Source organism: Vibrio sp. La 4.2.2, from assembly GCF_027586995.1.
GTDB lineage: Bacteria > Pseudomonadota > Gammaproteobacteria > Enterobacterales > Vibrionaceae > Vibrio > Vibrio mediterranei.
In genome coordinates this window covers 357,883-384,105 of record NZ_JAPPTJ010000001.1, presented here as the reverse complement: position 1 = coordinate 384,105, position 26,223 = coordinate 357,883, and the positions used below count along the sequence as shown (strand labels likewise).

Annotated in this window: 20 protein-coding genes; 10 read left to right on the top strand and 10 right to left on the bottom strand. The window is 44.1% G+C overall.

Going from position 1 to position 26,223, the window contains the following annotated elements; translation table 11 throughout:
• Nucleotides 1-89: 89 nt before the first annotated feature.
• The 3 genes from OH456_RS01710 to OH456_RS01700 all read left to right on the top strand — a co-directional run bounded on the left by OH456_RS01710 (nucleotide 90) and on the right by OH456_RS01700 (nucleotide 3,723).
• Nucleotides 90-983 carry a DMT family transporter gene (locus OH456_RS01710; protein WP_268666275.1) on the top strand — a complete coding sequence of 298 codons (894 nt, stop codon included), beginning with the start codon at nucleotides 90-92 and terminating at the stop codon, nucleotides 981-983.
• Nucleotides 984-1,106: 123 nt separating this feature from the next.
• The gene (locus OH456_RS01705) at nucleotides 1,107-1,886 is read left to right on the top strand and encodes a glycine betaine ABC transporter substrate-binding protein (RefSeq protein WP_252039537.1); all 780 of its coding nucleotides are present in this window, start codon (nucleotides 1,107-1,109) and stop codon (nucleotides 1,884-1,886) included.
• A 397-nt stretch (nucleotides 1,887-2,283) separates the two neighbouring features.
• Entirely contained in the window at nucleotides 2,284-3,723 is a 1,440-nt protein-coding gene (locus OH456_RS01700; RefSeq protein ID WP_270032670.1) for a catalase, read from the top strand.
• A gap of 76 nt (nucleotides 3,724-3,799) precedes the next feature.
• Here OH456_RS01700 and OH456_RS01695 read toward each other — a convergent pair whose 3' ends face one another.
• From OH456_RS01695 to OH456_RS01685, 3 genes are all read right to left on the bottom strand, one after another.
• Complete coding sequence (locus OH456_RS01695) at nucleotides 3,800-6,010, bottom strand: hypothetical protein (RefSeq protein ID WP_270032669.1); 2,211 nt, start codon at nucleotides 6,008-6,010, stop codon at nucleotides 3,800-3,802.
• Between the two features lie 99 nt (nucleotides 6,011-6,109).
• Complete coding sequence (gene melB / locus OH456_RS01690; protein ID WP_006069259.1) at nucleotides 6,110-7,537, bottom strand: melibiose:sodium transporter MelB; 1,428 nt, start codon at nucleotides 7,535-7,537, stop codon at nucleotides 6,110-6,112.
• A gap of 70 nt (nucleotides 7,538-7,607) precedes the next feature.
• Nucleotides 7,608-8,960 carry an alpha-glucosidase/alpha-galactosidase gene (locus OH456_RS01685; RefSeq protein ID WP_270032668.1) on the bottom strand — a complete coding sequence of 451 codons (1,353 nt, stop codon included), beginning with the start codon at nucleotides 8,958-8,960 and terminating at the stop codon, nucleotides 7,608-7,610.
• Nucleotides 8,961-9,287: 327 nt separating this feature from the next.
• Between OH456_RS01685 and melR the strand changes: the two genes are divergently transcribed.
• The 3 genes from melR (at nucleotide 9,288) to OH456_RS01670 (ending at nucleotide 11,200) form a co-directional block, all read left to right on the top strand.
• The gene (melR, locus tag OH456_RS01680; RefSeq protein ID WP_038226208.1) at nucleotides 9,288-10,292 is read left to right on the top strand and encodes a transcriptional regulator MelR; all 1,005 of its coding nucleotides are present in this window, start codon (nucleotides 9,288-9,290) and stop codon (nucleotides 10,290-10,292) included.
• A 188-nt stretch (nucleotides 10,293-10,480) separates the two neighbouring features.
• Nucleotides 10,481-10,636, top strand: coding sequence for a DUF5993 family protein (locus OH456_RS01675; RefSeq protein ID WP_006069256.1), 156 nt, complete (start codon nucleotides 10,481-10,483; stop codon nucleotides 10,634-10,636).
• A 15-nt stretch (nucleotides 10,637-10,651) separates the two neighbouring features.
• Nucleotides 10,652-11,200: a disulfide bond formation protein B gene (locus OH456_RS01670; protein WP_270032667.1), complete on the top strand. Its 549-nt coding sequence runs from the start codon at nucleotides 10,652-10,654 to the stop codon at nucleotides 11,198-11,200.
• 58 nt (nucleotides 11,201-11,258) lie between these two features.
• On the opposite strand, the gene OH456_RS01665 is transcribed toward OH456_RS01670, so the two are convergent.
• The 5 genes from OH456_RS01665 to OH456_RS01645 form a co-directional block, all read right to left on the bottom strand.
• The gene (locus OH456_RS01665; RefSeq protein ID WP_270032666.1) at nucleotides 11,259-12,659 is read right to left on the bottom strand and encodes an amidohydrolase; all 1,401 of its coding nucleotides are present in this window, start codon (nucleotides 12,657-12,659) and stop codon (nucleotides 11,259-11,261) included.
• A 112-nt stretch (nucleotides 12,660-12,771) separates the two neighbouring features.
• Entirely contained in the window at nucleotides 12,772-13,716 is a 945-nt protein-coding gene (locus tag OH456_RS01660; RefSeq protein ID WP_107306000.1) for an FAD:protein FMN transferase, read from the bottom strand.
• Between the two features lie 53 nt (nucleotides 13,717-13,769).
• A complete protein-coding gene (locus tag OH456_RS01655; protein WP_198558668.1) occupies nucleotides 13,770-16,790 on the bottom strand; it encodes an NADH-dependent flavin oxidoreductase in 3,021 nt (1,006 codons plus the stop codon).
• Between the two features lie 637 nt (nucleotides 16,791-17,427).
• Nucleotides 17,428-17,709 carry a hypothetical protein gene (locus tag OH456_RS01650; RefSeq protein ID WP_038226228.1) on the bottom strand — a complete coding sequence of 94 codons (282 nt, stop codon included), beginning with the start codon at nucleotides 17,707-17,709 and terminating at the stop codon, nucleotides 17,428-17,430.
• A 185-nt stretch (nucleotides 17,710-17,894) separates the two neighbouring features.
• On the bottom strand, nucleotides 17,895-18,986 hold the full coding sequence (locus tag OH456_RS01645; protein WP_171388848.1) for an alkene reductase: 1,092 nt from the start codon (nucleotides 18,984-18,986) through the stop codon (nucleotides 17,895-17,897).
• Between the two features lie 194 nt (nucleotides 18,987-19,180).
• Between OH456_RS01645 and OH456_RS01640 the strand changes: the two genes are divergently transcribed.
• The 4 genes from OH456_RS01640 to OH456_RS01625 all read left to right on the top strand — a co-directional run bounded on the left by OH456_RS01640 (nucleotide 19,181) and on the right by OH456_RS01625 (nucleotide 24,267).
• Nucleotides 19,181-19,669, top strand: a complete 489-nt coding sequence (locus tag OH456_RS01640; protein WP_006069249.1) for a hypothetical protein — start codon at nucleotides 19,181-19,183, stop codon at nucleotides 19,667-19,669.
• Between the two features lie 22 nt (nucleotides 19,670-19,691).
• The gene (locus tag OH456_RS01635) at nucleotides 19,692-21,308 is read left to right on the top strand and encodes an ABC transporter ATP-binding protein (RefSeq protein WP_270032665.1); all 1,617 of its coding nucleotides are present in this window, start codon (nucleotides 19,692-19,694) and stop codon (nucleotides 21,306-21,308) included.
• A 194-nt stretch (nucleotides 21,309-21,502) separates the two neighbouring features.
• Nucleotides 21,503-23,197, top strand: coding sequence for a phospho-sugar mutase (locus tag OH456_RS01630; protein WP_270032664.1), 1,695 nt, complete (start codon nucleotides 21,503-21,505; stop codon nucleotides 23,195-23,197).
• Nucleotides 23,198-23,394: 197 nt separating this feature from the next.
• Complete coding sequence (locus OH456_RS01625; protein ID WP_252039547.1) at nucleotides 23,395-24,267, top strand: aspartoacylase; 873 nt, start codon at nucleotides 23,395-23,397, stop codon at nucleotides 24,265-24,267.
• A gap of 131 nt (nucleotides 24,268-24,398) precedes the next feature.
• Here the strand turns inward: OH456_RS01625 and OH456_RS01620 are convergent, their stop codons facing one another.
• Together OH456_RS01620 and OH456_RS01615 are read right to left on the bottom strand one after the other, a co-directional pair.
• Nucleotides 24,399-25,547: a nickel/cobalt transporter gene (locus OH456_RS01620; RefSeq protein WP_270032663.1), complete on the bottom strand. Its 1,149-nt coding sequence runs from the start codon at nucleotides 25,545-25,547 to the stop codon at nucleotides 24,399-24,401.
• Complete coding sequence (locus tag OH456_RS01615) at nucleotides 25,544-26,218, bottom strand: DUF1007 family protein (RefSeq protein WP_443088623.1); 675 nt, start codon at nucleotides 26,216-26,218, stop codon at nucleotides 25,544-25,546. Before OH456_RS01615 ends, OH456_RS01620 begins: the two co-directional genes overlap by 4 nt.
• Between the last annotated feature and the right edge of the window lie 5 nt (nucleotides 26,219-26,223).

Genomic DNA, 26,223 nt, shown 5'->3' with positions numbered 1-26,223 from the left:
GCATACCCCATTTGATGACTGAAGGCACTTTACTATCTATTTTTGTTTATGTAAAGTATGTTTAATTAAACATAAATGAGAGTCGTAGTATGAAAATCTTTCTAGCCATGTTGGCTCCGCTGTTGTGGGGGACCACTTATGCCGTAGTGGCTTCTGAATTTGTCGGTTGGTCACCATTTGCGCTGGCGGTGTGGCGAGCATTACCAGCGGGCATAATACTGCTGTTACTTAAACCAACATTACCAAAGGCGTCAGAACTGCCTGCATTGTTACTGATAGGGTTTCTCAATATCGCTTTGTTCTTTGGTTTGCTCTTTGCTGCAGCTATGCAACTTCCTAGCACTTTGGTGGGCGTTGGAATGGTCGCATTACCTGTGATTGGTTTGGCTATAATGGGTATCTTCCATCAAGTAAAACCGTCTCTGATTCAATTGCTATCAGCCTTAATTCTTGTTGCCTGTGCAACGTATTTGTTCTTTTCGAGTACCGTTCCTGTCAATGTGAGTGCGGTGGTGCTACTTATTGGTGCGATGACGGCACTGATAGGCGGTAGCGTAGTAGCAAAGCACGTCATGAAAAAGATCCATTGGTGGAAGTTACTCACATGGAAACTGATTTTTGGAGGCTTGCTGTTGATCCCCATGGCATATTGGGAAATGGTATGGAGCGGTAGGTCATTTGTCGCAGCCATCCCGGTTGGTAGTGAGCAGTGGGCCGCGATGTTCTGGTTGACGATAGGACTCACTTCTTTGGCGTATGGTGCTTACATTTATACAATTCCGATGATATCTACTAATGAATTGAGTTTTTTTGGAACCTTCAATCCTATATTAGCGATGGTTCTCGGAGCGACAATAATGGGAGATTCATTTAGTCAAGTTCAAATATCAGTGATGGCTTTAATGGTTCTAAGCAACCTAATGGCACAGTTTTTCGAATATAAGAAAAAGCTACCAACCGAACAAACCATAATTGATTACTAATCTTCCATCTCTTCAAATTCCATTTTAATAGGGATTTAATCGGCGTGTATTGAATGTTATTGAAAGAAAATATTCGCTAACAAGTCAGGACTTTTAACATAAATAAATTTATACGGTGAAATAATGAATAAAAAAATAAACTTAGGCGTAACAGATTTATCATTCCATAGAATTACCGCCTCTCTTATATCTCATGTGCTTACCGACATGGGATTTGAGGTAAATCGAATCTACTCTCCGCACCAAGAAAATTTCGCAAAGCTTAAGTCTGGTGAGGTTGATATTCTAACCTCTGCTTGGCTGCCTTCTAGCCATGGAATCTACAAACAGGATGTTGAACAAAAACGTCCCGTGATTGAGTTGGGTTTGCACTATGAACCTTATGCGCATTGGGGAGTGCCAAGTTATGTTCCTGAAGAAGCAGTTCGGGAAGTGAAGGATTTGCTCAAGCAAGATGTACTGGGCAAAATGCAAAAGGATATTCAGGGCATCAATCCTGGAGCCGGCATTACCAGATTTTCAATTAAAATGATGGAGGAGTATGGATTGAGTGAAGCTGGGTACGAATTTCACACTGGAACTGAGGAAGACTGCTTTACTACCTTTGAGCAACGAGTCGCCAACAATGAGTGGTTCGTTGTGCCACTATGGAAACCGCAGTTCCTGCATTTCAAGTACGACATTCGAGAGATAGAAGACCCTAAAGGTTTGCTCGGTATTGTTGACCGTGCTGTACTACTCGTTCCTGAAGACGTAGCAGATAGGTTTACAGCAGCACAAATCAATCAGCTAGATGATTTGAAGTTTTCTAACGAGATTATCGCAGAGCTAGACTACAAAGTGAGTAGGGAAGGTTTGGATATTGATATTGTGACTAAGCATTGGTTGGAAAATAATCGATAAATAGCTTTGTCGTAATTGCTGATAAAAATCACTCTTTATGAGTGATTTTTTAACTTAGTAAGCAAGTTTTCAATAAGAGAGCTTGCAAGGGAATTTCAAAAAAGTTATTCCATGTGATGGAAATTATTATATGGACTCATCTATTTAGTTTGCTTCTTTGTATTATTCGCCTGTGCAAAAAAGAGAATTCGCTTTTTTAGATATTATGTTATTCATTATAGAGCGTATCCTACTCTGTGTTTACTACTACAAAATGCAAATAAAACCTCTTGCTACCTGTCGATAACGCCTTTTGGTCCACTTTGGGCGTCTTAAATAAAAGGTAATTACTGTTCTTGTATTTAATTTGAGCGGTAGTAAGAGGTTACCTACTCGCGAAGTAATGGAAGGATAAGCAATGACTAAAAAACTAACCACTGCAACGGGTTGCCCTGTTGCTCATAATAATCACGCGCTAACAGCTGGTGAGCGCGGTCCAATGCTTCTTCAAGACACTTGGTATTTGGAAAAACTCTCCCATTTCAATAGGGAAGTAATACCAGAAAGGCGTATGCATGCTAAGGGTTCTGGCGCATATGGTACTTTCAAAGTGACTCAGGACATCACTAAGTTCACAAGAGCCGCGATGTTTTCTGAAGTAGGTAAAACAACCGAGATGTTTGCTCGGTTTACTACCGTTGCAGGAGAACGTGGTGCTGCCGATGCTGAACGTGATATTCGCGGGTTCGCACTCAAGTTTTATACCGAACAAGGAAACTGGGACTTAGTGGGTAACAATACACCGGTATTTTTCCTCGCCGATCCTCTGAAGTTTCCAGATTTAAACCGAGTGGTGAAACGCGATCCGAAAACGAATATGCATAACGCCGAGAGCAACTGGGATTTTTGGACCTCTCTACCGGAAGCACTACATCAAGTCACTTACGTTATGGGAGATCGTGGGATACCTGCGAGCTATCGCCATATGCACGGTTTTGGCTCACATACATTTAGCATGATTAACTCTGTTAATGAGCGCTTTTGGGTTAAGTTTCACTTCAAAACCCAGCAAGGTATTAAGAACCTGACTGACGAACAAGCAGCAGTTATCGTTGGAGCAGACAGAGAGAGCCACCAAAGAGATCTATTCGATGCGATTGAGCGTGGTGACTTCCCGAAATGGACCTTGTTCATTCAAGTAATGTCTGAGGAAGAAGCTGAATCGGTGGACTTTAACCCGTTTGATTTAACCAAAGTATGGACTCACGCTGATTACCCACTAATAGAAGTTGGTGAATTCGAGCTAAACCGTAACCCTGAGAATTTCTTTGCTGAAGTTGAACAGTCGGCTTTTAATCCGGCCGCTGTTGTACCTGGTATTGGTTACTCTCCAGACAAAATGCTTCAAGGTCGACTCTTTGCTTATCGCGACGCACAAAACTACCGTCTTGGAGTGAATCATCATCAAATCCCAGTCAATGCACCGCGTTGTCCTGTGCACTCCTCTCATCGTGATGGGTTGATGCGAGTGGATGCTAACTCGGGCGCAACAATAGGTTATGAACCGAATCAATACGGAGAATGGGCGGAGCAACCAGACTATTCAGAGCCACCGTTGAAAATCTCTGGGGACGCAGACCATTACAATCATCGAAACAATGTTGACCAATTCCAGCAGGCTGGCGATTTGTTCCGCTTAATGTCTGAGGATGAGCAACAGCGTCTGTTCGCAAATACGGCACGTGCTATGTCGGGAGTGAGTGAAGCAGTTAAGTTGCGTCACGTATACAACGCCTCTCAAGCGGATACGGTTTATGGAGAAGGGTTGGCGCGCATATTGGGGTTGAGTAACAACTAGCAATGACATCAAGGCTCCACGGCATGAATCCGAGGAGCCTTGTTCTTTGAGCCTTGTTCAATGAACGTTCAGAGCGCTACTTGTGAACGGTGCTTGTGTCTCCCGCTGCTACAGAGACCAGTACATAGCTGACTTGCTGACCATTAACTTGTTTGTGCTGACTGCGAACGGTTTGTCCATCGACAACTAAACTTGAATAATTACCATAGAACCACACCTCCCAATCTAGGTTATGATTTGAGTCGTTAGTCAGTGTGGACTTACTTAAACCATCGTGTCGGACAGTAAGCTCATGTTCTCCCATTGGAAGTTGTGTTACTTCCAGCCAACCAATGTCTGGAATGAGATGGGAAGCGGTGACCACTTTGTGGTTCGCTGCATCAGGTTTAATGCCCATCAAGCCTTCGATTGTGTTGGAGATAAAGGTAAACGAGATTTCAGGGTAATCACCGTTGGTACCTTGAGTTGGACGTTCATGTGGCTCATCTTTGATATCCATGATGTATTGCATCCACTTCCATGCTTCCTCATTACGATTGTACGGGAAGTAGGTTTCTGGAATGTAAGTGTAGGCCTCAATATTATTTGGAGCTTCCGGAGTCGAACCGATGCCATCTCCTAAGTTTTTGGCGATAAAGTCAAGATAACGATTATTACGCTCCCCGGGTTCGGTAATTCGCTTCATTGGCATAAACCAACTGTTTTCCTTACCAAAATCATTCATTCTAAAACCATCTCTTTGAACGATATTGACGTAGTTGTCGAGTGGTTTATCAGGGTCGGCGATGCTCCATTCCTCGTTAAAGTACGTTTTGAGCTGCTGAGCTTTCTCACGCCAAAGCGCAGCTTCACTGTACTCTTCACGAGCTTCTAACATAGCGGAGTAAGCCACTGTTGCTTGGTATTGTGAGCCAATACCATCTCCGGCTTCAATTGGAAACTCGCCGCGCTCGTTGTAGGTTGCTGACCCCTCAAAAATCCCACCGTAACCTTCTGCGATTCCGTTTGGATCTTGGTCGTCGTGTAATTCGATATAGTCTGTGAGCACTTTAGTGTAAAAGCGCCATAGGTCCTCATCTTCGATGTAGCGCTTATCACCAGTCCACAGATACTGCTGCCATGCTTTTTCGACGAACTCAAACTGAGCCGGAACCTCGCGGACAAACCAACTATCATCTTTGTAATCAATAGTATGAGGCGTGCCATCAAAGTTCACAGCCCACAAGGTGTACCACTTTCTGGATTCTGTTGAGTGTTTGGCAAAGGTCTTAAACATGGAAAAGTTTTCGATATCCAATCCAGCGATCTTTGCTCCGCTCGCCTGATGCAAAAAATCGCGAGAATAGAAGGCTGTTCTATCAAAATACCCCGCCCAATAGGATGGGATGTAATCCGCGGTGCCATCTCCATCGTTGTTGAATTCGTCACGGTTGACCAGATCATGCTGGCCAGTCATAACGAAGCGACGGGTTTTATCGATAGCCCAATCGAACGACTCTTGGAGCTTTTGGTTGGAAGAGGTGACAACAACTTGTTTCTCTTTTTCGATCGCTTTGATTGTCCAGCGTTGCTTATTACCTTTTAGATCGGTTACGACAGCACGAACAGGCTGAGTAAAGTCAACCGTGTCTCCGTTTTCTAATGAGACATTGCTGGTGGATGAAACGAGAATATTATCAATGGTGATACGGGTTAAGTCGGTACCATAAGGGACGTAAAACTCAATCTGTTTAGACTTTTTGTTAAGGTTTGTTGCGCCCACTTGCTCTAGAGCGGAGAACTGGATGATCTGATTGAAGTTCAGCTTTTTGTTCTTGTCACTCTTAGTCAAAGAAACACTGTCGACACTAACACCACCACGTTTAGAACCCGAGAACCAGACCTTTAATTGTTCACCTTGCTCCAAAGGAATATGCTTGAGCTTGTTACGTTTGTATTTTTTGCTCTGTTTAGCTTTATCTCGTACCAAGATTTCATCGTACAGGTTGGTAATAGCAAGAGTGGCGTCTTGTCCTGGACTGATGATAAACGCAGATAAATCATAATAGCCACTTTCAGGAATTGTGATTTCTTGGCTTATGTGGTGGTTTCGACCTTGGGCAATACGGCCTCGGTATTCACCTTCATGAGTTTGGTCGTTTTTGATATTGGCAAACCAATAGCTCCAGCCTAGCCCTTTGTTTTCAAATGTTGGGTTCACAATAAGGTTGTCGTTCTGTTGTGCAATTGCCGCACCAGATAGTGTGAGGGCAAAAGTGATTGCGGATGCAAGGACTTTAAGTTTCATACTGTTCTCTTTATTGGAAATGGAAGATCTAGCCGATGTTTGACGATTGTTAGTGAACCCATGCAGACCGGACTTCTGCATGGGTTTTATTGTATTGGGTTATAGAGCTTGTGCTGGCTCAGCAGGTTTAGTCGATTGACCTTTTTCGCAACCATCATTGGTAATGTGATCGTATTTCTCTGTGAGATGGTCTTGAATTTGTTGGTGATAGGCTCCGTTCAACTTGTAGAAGCGGAAATAGACCACCAATGCAATTGCAAAGAAGAACGCAGGTAAACCAACCATGATGCATTGCATGCCAAAGACAGTGTCAGCACTTTGTTCTACGTTTGGCACGTAATCGACAGCAGTGAGCGCGATACCGATGAAGAATGCGGCGAATGCTGAACCTGCTTTTACCACTAATGTCTGCACTGAGTAGGCGATACTCTCACAGCGAGAGCCAAGCTTGTACTCACCGTAATCAACAGTGTCTGCCACCATGATGACATTCAGTACCCAGAACAAGGCAGTACCGATTTGGAGTAGGACACCAGCCGTTGAAATCAATAGAATGCTCTGTTTGTCGTACATGCCTACATAAATAAGTACCGCGCTACCTAAAATCGGGAAGCTAGAAGCACAAGCCCAAAGAACACGACGTGAGAACATTTGTGCTAATTTCGGGAACAGTACTAAGGTTATGAGGTTCGCAATCCCCGCATAAGCCATGTAATAAGGGAATAGAGCTTCGTTGCCGACCACGTAGGTAAAGTAATAAACCGCGAACGCTGTAATGATGTTTGTTGCTAGATTGTAGGATAGTGCCATACATAGCACGCTCGTTAACTGATCATTTTTGTAGATGAGTTTAAGAAGCTGTTTTAACGATACTTTTTCTTCCTGTTGTGTTTCATCCAAATTAGCGGTCGAGTAGCGCTCTTTGACGTTACGAAGAGTGATGTAAGTTGAGACAAGGAAACAAGCGATTAAGAGTAACGTAAAGATTTGGAAGCCAAAACCTTTGTCATCACCACCTACATAGTTCACAAACGGCATAGCAATGGCAGCAGTGACTATCCATGCAAGACTTGCAAAGAATCGAGGATAAGGAACAAGCTCTTCGCGCTCACGTTTGTCTAAGGTTAGAGTTGGTACTAGAGACCAGAACGGGATGTCCATTAAGGTGTAAGTCATACCCCATAAAATGTAGGTGACAGCGGCATAAGCAATCAGCCAAGGGCCGTCAATATAGTGTGCACTGAACAGCATCAGAAGAACTACAGAGTTGGCAAGTGTGCCAATCAAAATCCAAGGCTTGAATTTACCCCAGCGACTACGGGTATTGTTAACGATCCAGCCCATTATCGGGTCGTTGACCGCATCCCAAATACGTGCCACGAGGAAGATGGTACCCACCGCCGCAGCGGAAATGCCTACCACATCGGTGTAGTAGAACATTAAATACATATAGACGATGGTAATTGCGAAGTCCTTGCCAAATGCGCCGAAGCCATAGCTCAGCTTGGTATTCATTGAGATACTCATTTGTTACTCCTTACGCCTTCCCATAGAGAAGGCGTTAAATATTCACGTTATTGTTTTTATTGGTATTGATTTACTGATTTACCCACTCAGGCAGCCAGCCTTCATGAGCGTCGATGAGGTCATCAACTAGTGCATAAATTTCCTCTAACCCAAGTACGGCAGCGGTATGAGGGTCAAGCATGGCAGCGTGATAGATGCGCTCGCGGTTTTCGGTGAGAATCGCTTCAGTTAACAGTGTTTGAACATTAATGTTGGTTTGCATCAACGCGGCTAAATGATTTGGTAATCGACCCGCCTTGATTGGTTGAACACCGTTGGCGTCAACTAAGCAGGCGACTTCTACACAGCAACCCTGAGGTAAGTTGTCGATCAATGCTTCGTTCTTGACGTTGCCGTAGATGACGCTTGGAGTTCCTGTCCAAATTGAGTTCATGATAGTACTGGCGTATTCATGTGATTCTTGAACCGTAATATGGTCGGCGTTTTTGAATTCTTGAAGGTCTTTTTTCCAGTCTGCAATTTGTTCTACACAGCGTTTCGGATATTCATCTAGTGGCACTTTATAACGTTCTATCAAATCAGGGCGATTTGGTTTGATAAAATATGGCGTGTATTCAGAAAAATGTTCTGAAGATTCAGTGACAAAGTAGCCAAGCTTTTTGAACATTTCATAGCGTACGAGGTTGGTACAGCGTCCATTGTGGTGAAGACCCGGCTTAGGCGCTTTACCACTTTCAAAAGCTTCGAGTAGATCAGGGTAGATATCAACATAGTCGCCTTGCTCATTTTTCTTCTCTAGTGTGAGGTAATAAGCCATGTGGTTGATACCTGCACAGGTGTAGCGAAGGTCAGCATAATTAAGCTCCAAATCACGAGCTATCTCTTCAGCCGTGCCTTGCACCGAATGGCAAAGACCCACCTGCTTAATATGCGGATACTTTTCATACATTGCCCAAGTATTCATCGCCATTGGGTTGACGTAGTTAAGCATGGTGGCGTTTGGACAAACTTCTGTCATGTCTTCACACACACTCCATAGATGAGGAATGGTGCGCAGCGAGCGCATGATTCCACCAGGGCCTAAAGTATCAGCGATGGTTTGCTCTAAACCATGACGCTTACACACTTCAAAGTCTGTCACCGTACATGGCTCATAACCGCCAATTTGGAATGCGATAACCACAAAGTCAGCATCTTTGAGTGCTTCTTTTTGGTCTAGATGACAAGTGATGGTACCGGTCGCACCAGAGGACTCCATAAGTTTGCTCACGACAAGGTGAGATTCTTCTAAACGCAGTTCATCAATATCCATCAGCGCAATCTGCGCTTGTTTTAATGCGGGCTTGTGGAAAACGTCACCAAGGATGTTCTTAACAAAAATGGTGGAGCCAGCACCGATGAATGTGATTTTGGGGCTTTTCATAGTCGAATCCTTTATCTCTCAAAGTTCTGTTTCGATGAAGCTAAGGTACACCTGTGGCAAGAGTAGATTCGTCTCAGATATAACAATGAGTATCCTGTTTTCTCATATTTCTAATGAGCCAAATAAAAATCTTAGGAAATGGGACAATATTGTCATTTTTGCGGATAAAGATTGTGAAAATACTAGCGAATTTCATGTAACGCACTGACTTTAATCACATAACTTGAATCTTACTTATTGGGGTAGTTTGGCTATATGATCCTGTTCAGAGTTTTAAATTGCACGATTTGCTAAAACAGGTTTGTACGATTTCCTAAGGAGTGATAGATGAAACAATATGACCCAGATGCGCTGAAAGTTGTCACCCAAGACAAATACTCATCAGAAACGGTATCGGTCAGTCCGCTGTCGCTCTATTCGTCGTATGAGAAAATTGATATTGAATTGAGACCGCCACATTCGATGCCGGGATACCATTGGCATGGCCAAATTGAAGTTAATATTCCGTTCGGTGATGATGTGGAGTACATCATTAACGGCAGCCCCATTGTTGTAAAAAGCGGTGCGATCGGATTGTTCTGGGCATCGGTGCCACATCGCTTGACTGACCCGGGTCACAGCCACAATATGGGAATCATAAATATACCTATCCATCACTTTATGTCTTGGACATTGAGCCGAGATCTCGTCAATCAAATCACTCACGGTAGCGTAATTCAATCCAACTCATGTTCGCTGATTAGTGAGTTTGAAATTGCCCGTTGGGCAGAAGAAATGAACCATCCATCGGAAAGCCGCCAGCAGCTTGCTGTGGATGAAATAGGCTTGATGTTAAAGCGGATTTGCCTTGATGGTTGGCAGCAATTACTTATTAATAAGCAGGACAAGTCAACACCTAAAGGGGTATCTAAACACTCTCAGTTTTACGTCAGTCAGATGTTGGAATACATAGCAACGCACCACAATCAACCTCTGACGATCAAAGATATCGCTGAACACATTGGTTTGCATACCAACTACGCAATGAACGTGTTCCAACGCACCATGCAGATGACCATTAAGCAGTACATCACCGCCATGCGCATTAACCATGCCCGAGCCTTGCTTAGTGATACAGACCGAACCATATTAGATATCTCACTTACCGTCGGGTTTAACTCAAGTAGCCGCTTTTACGAGACATTCCAAACCTATATCGGAGTCACGCCCACACAATATCGCAAGCTATCGAGAGAAGACCACCGTTGGAGCAGTCACGGTACTAGTCCGTTATATGATCTTGAGAAAGGAGCCTGCGATGGGAAAAGACCGCTGACGGTATTGGGGAGCTAGTATGATAGCTTTTTCCATGTTTTAACAAGGGCGCGAAATAGCCTAATAAAGAGCATTCAATTGATTTGTACAATCTAAGTCTGCAGATTTCCCACACCTCATTTTTTGCAACCTATGCAACTCTTTCTATACTTAAACTCATGTTATCGGAAGGATAATACTCTATAAAACAATAAGGTAAGTCGCTTATGATGAGTTTAATTTTCTTATTGCTTTTGATCGCCATGGTTAGCGCGTTCATTGGTAAGAAAGAGGTGGGTTACGCATTTTTCGGAGTCTCAGTTGTGCTGGGTCTATATTGGTTTCATCACCATGCAACCGATACGTTATCGATCTTGTTATAGCGGAGGTGACTACTTATGAATCAGAAGCACATCACTTTGCTGAATACTCTAGGATTACTTGGAATTACCTTTGTTTTGCTCATGGGATCAGTTTTACAGGTGGCGTGGAATGAGCTGCCATGCCCACTTTGCTTATTGCAACGGATTGGTTTTGTAATGGTCATGTTTGGATTCCTGCTCAATATTGTGTATGGCACGGAGCAGCGTCACTATGGTGTCATTTTAGTGGGGGCTCTATTTGGTGCGGCGACAGCACTTAGGCAAGTTTCACTGCATGTGATTCCGGGAACCCCGGGTTTTGGTAGCCCGATTTTGGGAATGCACTATTACACGTGGGCTTTTGTGATTTTTGCTATGACTATCGCGGGAGTTACATTGTTATTGGTACTTTGGAATAAAGACTGGAGTGATGACCAATACCAAATGAGCATGTTTGGTCGAGTCGTCTGTATTTTGGCTATCGTGGCGGTAGCTATTAATGTGTTGTCGACCTTTATTGAATGTGGTCCGTATCAATGTCCGGATAATCCGGTTAGTTATTGGTTGCTCGATAGCTTCAGTTAACTTCCAAATAAAAACGCTTGGCTAACACCAAGCGTTTTTCTAACGGTGAATTAGATATCTACTGAACTATTTCGCCAGCTTCAACGACGGTTTTGCGAACCACTTCCGTGAACGCTAATGCTTCCTCTCGAATCTTATCTTCATCTACGGTTAGCATGTCGCGGTCTTTCATTATGATTTTACCATCGACGATAGTGTGTTTAACGTTAGCGGAGTTCGCTGAGTAAACTAACGCCGAATAAGGGTTGTAAACCGGAACCATGTTTGGCGCTTTGGTATCAATGACGATGATATCTGCCAACTTGCCAGCCTCTAGTGAGCCAATTTTATCTTCCATGTGCAGTGCACGTGCGGCGCCCATGGTCGCCATATCGATAACTTTGATTGGAGGCATCGCTGCTCGGTCTTTGTTGACTAGCTTGTGGACCTTAGCCACTTGATTGAACTCGTCAATAGTACTTAGTGTATTACCAGACATCGGGCCATCAGTACCTAAGCCAATACGTACGCCTTGATCATACATTTTTAGCGCCGGAGAAACACCTTTCGCCGATTTGATATTTGCACTCATATTGTGTGCCACACCCATATCAGACTCTTTCACCAACTTGATATCTTCGTCATCGACCAAAATCATGTGAGCACCAACAAGGTTTTTATTGAGCGCGCCGATACTGTGCATATACTGAACGGGAGACATGCCATTGGAACGTTCTGCGATCTTCTCTTGTTCTCGATGAGATTCAGCAAGATGGATCATGACGGGCACGTCGTGCTCCAGCGATAGCTTAGCAATTTTCTGTAGTGTTTCTGTCGTATTGGTATATGGACCATGAGGGGCAAACGCTGGGGTAATACGAGGGTGGTCTTTATACTCTTCAATAAAGTTCAAAGCGTATTTGATGCCTTCATCAGCATTGGCAGCATCTGCCACTGGGAATTTAATCACGGTTTCGCCCAACACTGCACGCATACCGATTTCATCAACGGTTTTTGCCACTTCATCTTCAAAGTAGTACATATCAGCGTATGTGGTAACACCACCTTTCACCATTTCAACGTTACCAAGGTTTGCTCCGATACGAACCATATCACGAGACACCAATTTAGCTTCAAGCGGGAAAATATAGCGGTGTAAGCGATCTGGCACATCATCGGCAAGAGAGCGGAACACGGTCATTGATACATGAGTATGGGTGTTGATTAGGCCGGGCATCACGATATCACCATCAACATCAAGTGTTTGTTTGGCTTTATATTGTTCAGCTAGCGCTTCGTTCCCTACGGCGACAATCTTGTTGTCATCGATAACCACAGTGCCGTTTTGGTACACGGTCTTCTCTTGGTTCATTGTAAGCACGAGAGCGTCGGTGATCATCAGATCGACTTTTTGGGCAGCATGTGAAAAAGTACTTAAGCCAGCGATCGTCGTGGCGAGTAACGTTTGCTTGATATTCATAGTAGCTCTTAATTATTGTTTTTAATTAGCGCGAATAATAGTGAGTTCTAGATGAATTGCAAACGTTTGCTGGAGTGAGGTTGCGCAGGGTGAATGAGTTGGGCTAATAGTCTCACTTTTCGAGAATCGTATGGCCGTTGTCGACAAGTCCGTGAGTGATATGTACGTGACCTTGATTGGAAATGACGATGGCTTCAACGTGCTGTTGTTGATTCAAGTAAGCCAATGCGTCGTCAACCGAAGTCAGGAAACCTGCCGTGCTCCAAATTTCACCATCGACAGACAACTTGGAAATAATCGTTACGCTCGCGATATCAGTCACGATGGGCTTGCCGCTCTGTGCATCGAGTAAATGATGATATCGTACCCCTTTGTGTTCAAAGAAGCGTTCATTGATGCCAGATGTGACGACGGACTTGTCGTTAAGCGGTACGATTCGGCAAACTTGGCCCCTTGGGCGAAATGGATCCTGAATGCCAACCGTCCATGCTTTTGCTTTGCTATCTGGTGCATGCCCTATGGTTAATACGTTCCCTCCCAAGCTGATATAGCCGGACTCTACCTCTTTGCTAATTAAATACTGCTTTATCCTGTCAGCGAAATAGCCTTTGGCGATAGCGCCTAAATCAATCTGCATACCTACTTTGGTTAAGAATACCGTTTGGTAGATGTCATCAAACACAATATGTGAGGGGTTCACAAGTTCAAGCTTTGATGCAAGCTCAGAATCGGAGGGTAGGGTCGCGTCCTTAAAACCAATACGCCATGTTTTGATTAACGGCCCAATGGCGATGTTAAAAGGATTGGCGTTATCAAGGCTCACTGCGGTGGCAGTTTTCAACAGTTCGTATAAATCAGCTTTGACACGCACCGGGCGTATACCTGCATTGTGATTGACGTTCATCAGCTCCGAATGAGACTGATTCACGGTAAAGCGCTGGGCGAATTCTTGGAGTTGGAGATAACAGTCCTTTAGCAACTGCCCGCCATTGTGATGATGAATAACAAGATCAATGAAGGTCCCCATCATTTGAAAGCGAGTTTTATAGCTAGGCATAATGTGTCTCCGAACAGGAATAAAAATAGGGAAGCCAGAGGCTTCCCTTTTGTTTACGAGTTTCTCATAGAAACGTTTTGACCTGCGATTCGGCCGTAAGTGAATATATCAATTAAGGCGTTACCGCCGAGGCGGTTACCAGCGTGAATGCCACCCGTTACTTCACCAGCGGCATATAGCCCAGGAATTGGTGCTCCCTGTTTATTTAACACACGAGCGTCAGTGTCGATCTTGAGACCACCCATCGTATGGTGTACAGATGGTTTTCTAGGCGTCGCGTAGAAAGGCGCCTGCTCGACCTTAAGACCAAGTGCACCTTTTTGGAACTCTGGGTCACGTCCATTATCAACGTAGGAGTTATACAAGCGAATGGTTTCGCTAAGTTCGGCAGTCGGAACATTGATCTTCTGTGCTAACTCTTCAATTGTGTCAGCTTTAATGATAATACCTTCTTCAATTTCTCGTTCGATAGTCTCGTCGGTTGTGTTTGCCGCTGTTTTACGAATCTCTTCATCCGCAATCATGTAAATCACACCGCCATTTTCGAAGAATGAGTTAGACAGCACATCACGGCTTTCACATTCGTTGACAAAGCGCTTGCCCTGTTGATTAACAAAGACAAAGTTTTCTGGTGGAACAATCAAGCCTGTAAGCAATGCACCTGACTTAGGGTCGCCAATTGGCATCAGCTGGATATACTCCATACCGACTAATTCTGCTCCAGCGTTTTCACCAATGGCAATACCATCACCCACAAGCGCTGGAGAGTTAGTTGTCTTGATGTCATCGGCGATTTCGTTCCAGTAGTTATTGTACTTCTGAAGCATCTTAGTGTTGGCACCAAATCCGCCAGATGCCATTACTACACCTTGCTTCGTGGTTAGTTTGTATTTAGTGCCGTTTGAATGAGTGGCATTAATACCCACGACTTGACCGTTCTCAATAATCAGATCGTCTGCACGTGTATCAGTGATAATACGACCACCTTGAGCGACAATGTGCTTTTGCAGTTTTTCAACAAACTCAACACCTTTAGGGCGATTTGGTTTGTGGGCGCGACGCCATAGCGCACCAACCGCAATGTCGACCATACCACGGTTAAAATCGATGCCTTTCTCTGTTAGCCAGTTGATCGATTCCATCGCTCGGCTAGTCAGTGTATGTACAAGATCGTATTGGCCGTAGATTGACTCACCATCTAAGTTAGTGCGTTTACCGCCAAGATAAGTCTGAATCAAATGCAGTTCTGTTGAGTCGAACAGATAGTGGTTACCAGCGTCTACATCTAAGAAATAGTTTGCTAACTGATCTTTCAACATGCGGAAGTCCGCGAGATATTCTGGCGCAATCTCAGACTCTGGTGTGTCAGCAAGTGCTTTTAGATAGTCTGCTTCCCCGGCAAGAGCTGGGAATGCTTTTTGCCATTTTGGCTCTGCAGCGTTAACCCAACCACCTGTACGAACTGTGTTACCACCGATCGCTGGGAACTTCTCAAGTACTATCACTGATTGATGATTATCTAATGCGGTAAGCGCTGCGCTCAAACCTGCACCACCACCACCGACTACCACCACATCTACGGTGTCTTCGATGACTTCTGTTGACCACTCAACTGCTTCGCGTGCTTTACAACGTAGTGCCTCTGAATTGCCCCCAGCGAGATCCACGGCATTGGACACACCATCAAGAACAGCTTGGCTACTGACAGTAGCGCCGGAGATAACATCGATATTCAGTGTTTGACCATCGAGTATCTGCTGAGGAATACGTTCAAAAGCAGGGTTGGCGATACCGTCTGACTCTTTTGAGGAATCTACGGCGATATCAAGAATTCTGTCTTCAGAGAAACTAACCGTGACTGGAAGTTGACCGTTATGGCCATAACCATACGCTGTGTATTCGCCGGGTTCGAACTTGATCTCGACGCTTTGAAGCTCTTTGATACGTTGGTGTTTTAATGCTTCGGCTGCGCTGTCGATGATCATGTAATCCATGATCTCCCACAATGGTGTTGGGATCATTAATGCTTGTTGTTGAGCGATATCAGCAAATTCAGCGCAGACTTCGTCATTGATTGCTTTCTTTGCCCATGTTGGTTCGACAAGGAAACCTTTACCAATACTAACCATGTCATAACCATACTCAAGCGCAGTATCCGCATCTTGACGCTGAGCAATGCCACCGACACCGATAACTGGGACTTTAGCAACATCTTCAGACTTCAACGCATGGAATTTGCGGATAAGCGGTTCTTTGTCTTCTGGATTAACAATAGAGTTTCGAGCGTAGTTACCCATTGAAAAATGGAAGTAATCAAGGCCGCTTTGAGCGAGTTTATCAAGAAGGAACATGGTCTCTTCAAAACGGATTCCCGGCTCTTCAATCTCTTCAGGAGAAAAACGGTAGCCAATAATGAACCCAGGCATTTGGTGAGATGTGGCTACCTGTTTCGCCTTCTCTAAAATAGCGAGCGGGAATGTGGTGCGTTTCTCAATATCACCACCCCACTTATCAGTGCGTCGGTTGGAATGTGGAGAGAAGAATTGTTGGATAAGGTAAGTGTTGGCGCCATGGATTTCAACGCCATCAAAGCCGGCAAGAATGGCACGATTAACTGCGTCACCAAAATGGTCGATCATGCCAACAATTTGCTCTTCGGTCATCTCGAGTGGGGTCTCTGCGTTATCGCGCAGAGCGGCAACAGGACTGGCAGAGATCGGTTGGTGGCCGCCATTGAATTCACCATTTGCCATGCGTCCAGCATGATAAATTTGTAAAATAGCCTTCGAACCTTTAGCTTTAATTGCCGTTGCCAATTTTTCGAGGCCAGCAATTTTACTGTCGTGGTTGATACCTAGAGCCCCAGGGAATGCACGGCCGTAATTTTCGACAAATGCGCTTTCCACGATAATAGCCCCTGCATCTCCAGAACGAGAGGCATAGTAATCCACCATTTCTTGAGTCACTCCACCATCAAAAAATGCAGATTGAATGGTCATTGGTGCCATGACAATGCGGTTTTTAAGCGTGGCCTTGGACAGCCCAAGCGTTATCTCTTCGATTAACTTTGTCATTAGTTAATATTCCTTATACTGATTAATTCTTATATGAAAAATTCCTCAAGAGCCGAATGCATTGCTCAAAGTATTTTTCATATAAGAAAACATCATCAGATGACTTTCCCTCAAAAATACTATGGATAATTTTTATGAGTAAAATGAAAGGTTTGCATTCAATATATGTTTATTGTGCATATGTTTAAGAATTGTTTATGTATTAGATGCATTGAATGTATTTGTTACGACAAGCACTGGCTCTGTTTTTGGTAGGGGCGGATAACTATATAAATCTTTTAATAACAATCGTTTATTTTTATTTATTAGTTAAGCTGACCGAGTCTAACAACGTAATAGCCCTATTTTTGCCGCAGTTTGAACGGGTAATGCTTTCAGCTTTGTGATAGAGACAAAGAGCAACTGGTGACATTAATGTAACTTTTTAAGCTTTGGATATTGGTGCTTAGCTGAAAATAAGATTCCACCACCGGGCATCATTCGTCAGACGAGTTAATGGTGTTGAGGGCGGTAGTTAACAGAGAAAGATAGTGACAAGAAACGTCTAATTGCTCAGTGAAGTACGTAACTGAATACGTCTACTGCGGTTGAATAAGGGTAATGGTCAGGATGAATTGAAGATTACCCTTAAAGCGTATTAGTGTGGAAGTTGCTCGCTTTTACTCTTCATCAGCAAATATTGCTCAACGGCGGTGACCGTCTCTGCACGGTTGATGTGTCTTGCTATGAAGTAGGGTGGAATAAAGAAAGCGATGAGGTAGAACGATTCGTGGAAGAAGTCAGAGGCGAGAATCGTTTCGTGGTTTACGTATGCAAACAATGCAAGTAGGCAAAGTAAAACGCACAATCCTGCAAGCACAGTGCAGACGATTAATAGTAATCCCAGAAAATCCCTTACAAACATTTTTGAAGCCGTCATGTTTTTCACTCCTGAAATATGAACGTTCCTAAAATACTCCTAATGATGCATATATTTTTGAGCGAGGTCATATTTTGTGCAAATGAAGGGATTTGACGGGTTAATATATGATTAAAAAGAAGAAAAGCAGGATTGATGTAGGAATTTGGTGACAAAAAAGCCCGCACAAAAGGCGGGCCTGAGCGTTATGGCATTGTTGGATAATCGGTATAACCTTTGTCATTGCCACCAAACAGAGTAGCGCCATCGAGTTCCGCTAGTGGTTTGTCGTGTTGTAAGCGAGAGACCAAGTCTGGGTTAGACACAAACGGGCGACCAAAGGCGACAATATCGGCATAGTTTTTAGCTAGTACGGCCTCTGCATTTTGCTGAGTGTAACCGCCGGCAACAATGATGCAGTTGTCGAAACGTTTGCGAAGCTCGATACGAAATGCTTCAGGAATTTCAGGCGCGTCATCCCAATCCGCTTCAGATAAATGTAAGTAAGCGATATCACGTTGTTGTAATTCTGTCGCTGCGTCAAGAATGGTCGGTACTATGTCTGGGCAATTCATATCTTTAAAAGTTATGAATGGTGCTAATCGGACGCCGACTTTGTGAGCACCTATCGCGCTGACAACTGCATCCACAACCTCAAGTAAGAAACGAATACGATTTTCGCGTGTACCGCCATACTCGTCGGTACGTTTATTGGAGTTGGTGCGAAGGAACTGGTCGATAAGGTAGCCATTGCCACCGTGAATTTCGACACCATCAAACCCGGCCTCTACAGCACGCTTTGCAGCGGTGGCAAAATCGTTAACCACACGCTGAATGTCGTCTTTGGTCATTTCGCGTGGCTCGACACAATCTATCATGTTGCCATTGCCGTTTTCGTCTGCAATCCATACTTGAGTTTCTACTGGTGCTAGAGCAGAGGGGGCCATTGGCTTTTCACCGTTTTGGAACGTCGGGTGGGACACTCGGCCTACATGCCAAAGTTGGCAGAACATTTTTGAGCCTTCACTGTGCACAGCTTGCGTCACTTTGCTCCAGCCGGCCACCTGTTCATCGGTATAAACACCTGGAGTAAAAGAGTAACCTTGAGAGTCATCGGAAATCTGCGTCGCTTCGGAAATGATCAATCCAGCGGTGGCTCTTTGTTGGTAGTAGGTGGCCATCATATCATTAGGAATATTGCCTGGCTGACTAGTGCGTGCTCGAGTCATTGGTGCCATCGCGATACGATTTTGAAGTCCTAGACCTTTAATCTCTGTTTGCTCAAATAACTTGCTCATGTTGAATGTCCTGAGTGGCTGATGTTTATTGTCTGCTCATTGTATTCATTTAATTAAATTTGATAATTGGCTTTATTTTGAATTTAGTATTCATTAATTTCGAATAGTGAAGTCATTAGTCAAATGATAATTACTTGCATTCGCATTTGGTTTGAATTTTAATAGGCAACTATCGTTTTAAAAAGGCTCACCCAATGGAAATTCAACAGTGCTGGTCTCGTTTTGTAAATGCAGAGAAATTACTAAAACAAGGCAGTTGGCCTGAGGCAAAACACTTGTTTTCACAAGTGTTAGATAGCTTACCTTCGCATGTCTATCATGCACTTGAATGTAAACAAACTCGCCCATGTCAGTTCGTTTTCTTGGTGACAGGATTACGAGACGCGTCTATCTATCAATCAAGTATCCTCAATAGTATTGGTGAGCCACAGCAAGCGTTTGAGACACTCAATCGCTGTTATGCATTACTGCAATTTTTGTCACTAGAGCAAACTCAACTTATCAAGATCGTTTATGCGGCGATTGAAGAGAGTACGGATCTTGTGCTCAGCCATATGGAAGCCTTCTGCGCTTCTCAACACAGTGCTGAGTGGACTCGAAAATTCAATGAGCTTAGCCGATCGCATCATAGTATTGCGGTCTTGAATCCACACACCAACCCGACACCAAACTCACATTACTAATTCGAATGAGCAAGGAAGCATTATGTCTCAAGACCCTATTCTAACAGTCCGCGATCTTTCCGTAAGCTTTACCACCAATGACGGTATTGTTGATGCAGTGAAACAAGTCAACTTCGATCTTTTTGCGGGTGAAACATTAGCTATTGTGGGTGAATCAGGAAGCGGTAAATCTGTATCAACCAACGCGCTGATGCAGATTTTGCCTAACAATGCGATTATTCACGCGGATTCAAACATCGCATTTAACGGCCACTCGCTACTGAAAATGGATGATAAGGCGATGCAAAAGATTCGTGGTGACCGTATCGGAATGATCTTCCAAGAACCAATGACCTCACTTAACCCTTATATGAAGGTGGGCATTCAAGTCGCTGAAGCATTGATGTGCCATAGAAAGGTGGGTGGTCAACAAGCCAAGAAACGCGTTTTGGAGCTGTTTGATTTGGTGCATTTGCCAGAACCAGAAACGGCTTACTTTAAGTACCCTCACGAGTTTTCTGGTGGCCAGCTGCAACGCATTATGATTTCTATGGCCTTGATTAATGAGCCTGACATTTTGATCGCTGATGAACCAACCACTGCACTCGATGTAACGGTTCAAGCTGAAGTACTTAATCTCATCAAAGAAATCCAAGCCAAGCTTGGAACAGCGATTCTGTTTATTACTCATGACTTGGGTGTGGTCAAACACTTGGCAGACCGAGTGATAGTGATGTGTAAGGGGGATATTGTCGAACAAGGCGAATGCCAAGCGCTGTTTTCATCACCCCAGCACGATTACACCAAGATGCTACTCGATTCTGTACCTAAGGGACAAAAAGAGGAAGTAGAAGAAACCGCTCCTACTTTGCTAGAAGCTGACGATATTCGAGTGAAATTCTTGATTAAATCGAGCTTTATACAACAGCGTAATCAGTATTTTGAAGCGGTTAAAGGGATTTCGTTGCAGCTCAAGCAGGGTGAAACCTTGGGTATTGTAGGGGAGTCAGGGTCGGGTAAATCGACTTTAGGACGTGCACTGATCGGGTTGCTACCATGCACTGGGACTGTGAAGTTCAAAGGTCAAGAAGTGGACAAACTGACGGCTAAAGCTCGATTTGCCCTTAAAAAAGACATTCAAATGGTGTTTCAAGATCCCTATGGGTCGCTCTCGCCACGAATGACCGTAGGCGACATCATTACAGAAGGCCTTACGGTTCATCATCCCAATTTGTCAAAAGCCGAACGCATGCAGCGTGCACGGACTGCCTTAGAAGAAGTTAGGCTTGACCCTCACAGTATCAACCGTTATCCCCATGAGTTTTCAGGCGGGCAGCGACAACGTATTGCTATTGCCCGAGCACTCATTCTTGAACCATCATTTATCTTGCTTGATGAACCCACTTCAGCATTGGATCGCTCGGTACAGCTTACCGTTATAGACCTTCTTAAAGACATTCAGAAGAAACATAACATCGGTTTCTTGTTCATCAGCCATGATTTGAGCGTGGTTAAAGCGCTATCTGACCGCGTTCTGGTAATGCAAAAGGGTGAGATTATGGAGCAAGGCACCACTGATGAAATCTTCTATCATCCAAAGAGCGACTATACCCAGAAGTTGATTGATGCGTCGTTCGATATAGACCCTGAAGAGGCATAGTCACCCTGTCCATTGGTAGGTAAGTGTTGGTTTACCTATCATTACTGTTCTAGCTTGTTATCAAATTGGAGTTCATTTTATCGGTTGCTCTCTCTTTAATGATATTGAGAGTCATTTACTATTATTAAATAGACAAATGAGAACCTGAAAGATATCCCTCTCCATCAGGTTGCCTCAATTAAGGAAACATCACTATGACTGAACAAATTTCTCAATGGTTAGCACGCGATCCTGATCCAATTACTAAACACGAATTGCAGCAGCTGGTGGACTCGAACGATGAAAGAGAGTTGAAAGATCGATTCAGCTCTCGCCTTGCATTCGGTACCGCTGGCTTACGCGGAAAAGTGGGGGCTGGACCAAATCGTATGAATCGTTTAGTCATTCAAGAAACTGCGACTGGGTTAGGTCATTATCTTCTCGAACAAGTTAGCGAGGCTTCATCGCGAGGTGTAGTGATCGGTTATGATGGCCGCTCTGACTCCAAGCAGTTTGCGCACGATACCGCGTCCGTTCTAACAGCGCTCGGTATCAAGGTGTATCTGACCTATAAAGTTGCAGCAACGCCTATCGTTGCCTTTGGTGTTCGTGAATTGAATGCAGCAGCAGCCGTTGTAGTGACGGCGAGTCATAATCCACCAGAATACAATGGATTTAAAGTCTATTGGGAAAACGGGGCGCAGATTATTCCTCCACATGACTCTGGTATTGCGGCACAGATTGACGATGCTGCGACTCAACCTCTAACGTTGTTACCCTTAGACCAAGCGAAACAACAGGGGTTATTGATTTGGTTAGAAGAGGATTACTATCAAACCTATCGTAAGGCCATAAACCAAAGTGAACTTCTAACACCGGATAGCAATACGGATATTTCCATTGTTTATACTGCGATGCATGGTGTCGGTGCTGACATGGCAGAAACACTGTTAGCAGACGCAGGCTTTAACCAAGTGGCGAGTGTAACTGAGCAGCGAGAACCGGACGGTGCGTTCCCAACCGTTAACTTCCCAAATCCAGAAGAAGCTGGAGCAATGGATATGGTGATGGCGCTCGGCAAGTCTGTAGGTGCAGATATTGCCTGTGCCAACGATCCAGATGCTGATCGTTTTGCAGTTGCAGTTAAACGTCCTGATGGTGAGTACCAAATGCTGACGGGAGATCAAGTAGGGTCACTATTTGGCGATTACTTGTTGTCGGGTCAACCTAATGCGCTGGTGGGGAATACCATAGTTTCGTCGCGCCTACTAAGAAGTATTGCCAAGGCGCATAGTGCTCAGTATTACCAAACATTGACGGGATTTAAATGGCTAACCAACGTCGCAATGACTCAAGAGAGCGTGGACCATCCCTTCCTGTTCGCTTATGAAGAGGCATTAGGGTATACGGTCGGCAATAAAGTGTGGGATAAAGATGGGCTCTCTGCACTTGTGGCGTTTTCACAGTTAACCGGTAAGCTCAAAGCGCAAGGAAAAACGCTGTGGGATAAGCTTGAAGAGCTTTATCGTCAACATGGCTTCTACTTTAATGCCCAACGCAGTATTGCGTTAGATCCTAAGTCGCCACCTATTGGCGAGAAACTTCGTCGCAACCCACCGACAGAGATTGCAGGCAAGCGCATTGAGGTGATTGAAGACCTAAATACATCCGTTCGACAATTCGCAGACGGAACGACAGAAACCATCGATTTACCCGCAAGTGATGTGCTGATTTATTTGCTTGAGGATCAATCGCGAGTCATTGTGCGTCCATCTGGCACCGAGCCTAAGCTTAAATGCTACTATGAGGTCATCAGCGATTTTCCACCAGAGATGGACTACGCTCAAGCGAATCAATCGGCTGAAGCCAAAATGTTAGCATTAATTGAAGCGCATCAACGGAGTCTATAACTCAGAAAAAATGCAGTAGAAGAGAGCGGCATGTCAGCCGCTCTTTTGTGTTTTTGACCTATCTAAACCTAGTCTTTTTTATATTTATATTGATATGTTATAACATATCAATTATTCCTGACTTACCTTTACACACTTAGTAGGCAATCGGCCCTAGTTTAGGAATGTTATTAATTTTAATTGGAGGTATTAGATAAATGGATAAACTCAAGCAGGTCCTGATTGTGGCTGGGACCCATGGCAATGAACTTTCTGGGATTTATCTACATAAGTTAATTAAAGAAGGTCTTTATGCCGTTGATCGCTCGACGTTTTCTGCCTCTTCCATCATTGCTAACCCTGAGGCTCAAAAACAGAACATTAGATATATTGATTCTGACTTAAATCGTGAATTCTCTGCATCTAATAAGGTTGAGAGTTCGAATTCGCACGAATCGAAAGTCGCCAATCAGTTTATTGAACATCACGCAAACACAAGTGATCGACTGATCATTGATCTGCATAACACCACAAGTAATATGGGGGCGACCTTGATTCTACTTGCGGATAGCCCGTTTTATCGAATGATGGGCGCGTATGTGAAGCAACGTCTACCTAAGGCAAATATCTTATTTGAAAGCAGGAAATCTTGGAGTGATCAGCCCTATCTTTGCACTGCTAGTGAATATGGCGTCATGATAGAGGTCGGGAGTCAAGCTCATAGCTCGCTAAAATACAGTACGTTAGAGCTTATGAAAACGATGTGTTCTGTGGTTTTGGATTACATAGAAAAGCACAACCTGAAGCAACTTGGTGAGCTGAATGATTATGACGCTTTTTACTATACCGAAGAGGTCAAAGCACCAGTCGGAAACGACGGTATGCGTGAAGCTGTCGTACATCCCACGCTATGTGGGCGAGATTTCGAAGTACTAAGGAAGGGAGAGCCTTTGTTGGCCACTCTCAGTGGTCATGATATTTATTGGGAGAGCGACAATGAGGTATACCCACACTTTATAAATGAGAGTGCCTACAGTGACTCGAATATCGTGATGGCTTTGGCTGAGAAACACACGGTTTCAGTTCGATAGGATGGGCTTCTATCTTATCTAGCGACTACTGCGATGACCACAAACCCGCTGAGATATGTTCTGGATAGGCAATACAGGTGGCATATCATAGTAAACAAGCTCTAAATAGTTTCTATTTAGAGCTTTCTAGATCAGCTCGACAAGACAGGGGACATTCCGTAATCCTGCCCGCCCATGAAAAGTAAGCCAATGATCATCAGTATAACGCCACCAACCAGCTTTAGATAACTGCCAGTTAGCTTCCAGTTAACGGAGTGCTCACTGTTTGCCACCACTAGATACCGTTTAAGTATATGTTTGCCAGACAGAGTCATTAGTGCAATCAGTGACGTTGTTAAAGCCGTTCCTAGTCCCATCAGAATCGCACTGATTACCCCCATCCAATATAGACCAACAACGTTTGCGAAAAGCAGGACCATAATGGCGCCACTGCAGGGTCTAACACCTATGGATGCAACAATGCCTAAGTATTCTTTCCATGTTGAAGCTTCGTTGATCATCTGTGCACTAACAACATGCTGATGCCCACACCCGCAGTTATCGCCATGGGAATGGTGATGTTGAATACCTGTTGCTTTAGCCACTATAGGTGAGGGCTTGATAGCGTAGGTGGCAGGATTTACCTCAAGCTTTGTTTTTTGTTTCGTGTTTTGAGAAGAGAGCGGAGCTAGACTACGGATCTTGAGGTTGTGAGAACGCAAGAGCTTAAAAATCTGCGCTGCGGCCTTCCAGCAAATAATGCCTCCCAATAAAGTAACGAGCGCAAAGCTAATTGAAACAAAAATCATGGCATCACGGTTGACGGCCTGCATTGAGGCATTGAAACCCCAAATGAGGACGCTCACGAGTACAATAGCAACGAGTGCCTGACACAACGCAGAAATAACGGTTAAAACTAAGCTAGTTTTAACTTTGGTTGGGTGGGTTGCCAGATAAGTGGTCACGATGACTTTACCGTGACCTGGACCAATGGAATGGAGCATTCCATAAAGAAAACTGGCGCCAATCAAGTAGCCACCAGCGATCAAAGGTTGTGTTTGAGCATCGTATAGCAAATCGGCAAGTTGTGCGTTCACCTCTCGTTGCCATTGAATGCTCATCACGACCAGTGACGGCCATGCTTGCCATAACAGATATAAGCTTACAACCAGTAGTATAGAGACGACTAGCGCTACAAAGATACGTCGATAATGTAAGTGTGCTTCTTTGGTGTGATTGAGTGTTACATTGTTCTTGTTTTGCTTCATAACGTTTGATTCAATTTGCTTTGAGTTTGTCATTGCGAGTCGGAAACATTGGCACAATGGATACTTGCAGTTTGTGTAAAGAGGTGACCCAATGTGTTATCCGGATCCGCGTCAGCAGGGAGAGACATGGCATAACTCATTTGCTCTGGAGTCGGGTTTGGCTCAATGATGTTGACCTGACATTGGCGGGCTAGCTCTGGTGACAGGACGACATCATTAGTGGATCGCCAAGCCATATCAACATAATAACTCGGCTCATATATTAATAGCTTTAATGAATTGCGAGTAACAGGCAGCGGTTTGGTAAAGGGAATCTCAAAGCTGAGCACCAATTTTGCTTTATCACGGGTCATCTTTGCATTGCGTGCTAGTCCGTACTTTACTGTTTTCTCACCATCGTAAAAGTGAGTGAAGTAATGTTCATCTTTCATATTGTTGAGGACTGACATCGACAAATTATGCAACGTTTCCTGCTCTTTAGCGGGAGAAACATCTTCTCCATCAAGCATATAGATAGAGGTTATTGCGTCGAAAGACCACTCCATACTTAAGCTTGTGATGATACCGTCTTGGCCATTGATATGTGTTTTCATTTCAATCCAAGAATGAGGATGAGCCGCAGCAGCGTTAACGAATAACGCTGCGACTAAACCTACCAATAAATACTTGCTCTTTTGGCGGGCTCTATTTTTTAGTTCATAAATCGTCA